Below are 1,086 nucleotides of genomic sequence, written 5' to 3' on the forward strand. Positions count from 1 at the left end.
CGAACGCGCTCTTCGCCCGCGTCCGCGAGGACCTCGGCGAGGTCTCCCACCAGGCCGTCTACGACGTCCTGCGGGCCCTCACCACCGCCCGCCTCATCAGGCCACCTCCACCAGGGTCGGGTCGGACTTGCGGGCCTTCTTGCGGCTCGCGACGATCGGGGCGTCGGGGTCGGGGACCTCGGCGCGGGGGCGGTCGATCTCCAGGGCGAGCTCGCGGAAGGCCTCGGCGGCGCGGCCGTCGGGCTTGCGGATCACGAGCGGCACGCCCTCGGTCGTGGCGTCGTGGAACCCGGAGCGCATGGGGATCTGGGCCTCCAGCAGCGGCGCGTCGAGCTCGGGGAGCGCGTCGTTGAGCGTCTGGAAGGTGTTGCGGCGGACGTCCACGTTGTTGCGCAGCAGGCCGAGCGTCTCGACGCTGACCCGGCGCTTGCGGAGCGTCGCGAGCGTCGTCAGCAGCGTCGACGCGCCCTTGTACGCGTTGCGGTCGATCATCGAGATCGGGACGAGCACCTCGTCGGCGGCGACGAACGCGTTGACGGTCAGCAGGCCGAGGTTCGGCGGGCAGTCGATCAGCACGTAGTCGTACGCGGGGATCGTCTCGGTCAGCGCCTCGGCGAGGAACTCCTCGCGGCGGACCTGCGACACGAGCGTCAGCTCGACGTCGGCCATGCGGCCGTCGCCGGCGAGCAGGTCGACCGCGGGGGCGACGTCGCACAGCAGGGCCGGGTCGGCCTCGGCCTCGCCGAGGAAGACGTCCGCGATCGTGTGCGGCGCGTCCTCGGGGTCGTGACCGAGCATCGCGGTGGTGTCGAACTGCGGGTCGGCGTCGACGACCAGGGTGCGGCGGCCGGCCTGGCCGAGCGCCACGGCCAGGTTCACGGTCACGGTGCTCTTGCCCGCGCCGCCCTTCTGGTTGGCGATGGCGATCACTCGGGTCATCGGATGGCGTCCTTCGAGGTGGGGTGCGGAGTCGGCCCGTCGCGGGCGGCGGCCGGCCGGTACGCGGGGGTGGAGCCGTAGAAGGCGATCCGCTCCTTCGCCCACGCGACCGACGCGGTCAGCTCCTCCTCGGTGTCGCCGATCGCC

The 1,086-nt window shown here is 72.9% G+C and carries 1 protein-coding gene and 1 pseudogene; one reads left to right on the top strand and one right to left on the bottom strand.

Annotated features, from left to right (window positions below; all coding sequences use genetic code 11):
* A pseudogene (locus AB0L40_RS27905) lies at nt 1-101 on the top strand (transcriptional repressor); the annotation flags it as partial.
* Here AB0L40_RS27905 and AB0L40_RS27910 read toward each other — a convergent pair.
* The gene (locus tag AB0L40_RS27910) at nt 97-939 is read right to left on the bottom strand and encodes an AAA family ATPase (protein WP_364362081.1); all 843 of its coding nucleotides are present in this window, start codon (nt 937-939) and stop codon (nt 97-99) included. The pseudogene AB0L40_RS27905 and the gene AB0L40_RS27910 sit on opposite strands and share 5 nt — an antisense overlap.
* Nucleotides 940-1,086: the final 147 nt, after the last annotated feature.

It is taken from the genome of Patulibacter sp. NPDC049589, assembly GCF_040675535.1.
Lineage (GTDB): Bacteria > Actinomycetota > Thermoleophilia > Solirubrobacterales > Solirubrobacteraceae > Patulibacter.

What these genes read in the sequence shown, in the direction of transcription:
- AB0L40_RS27910 (WP_364362081.1), bottom strand. Translation starts at nt 939, where the DNA reads ATGACCCGAGTGATCGCCATCGCCAACCAGAAGGGCGGCGCGGGCAAG.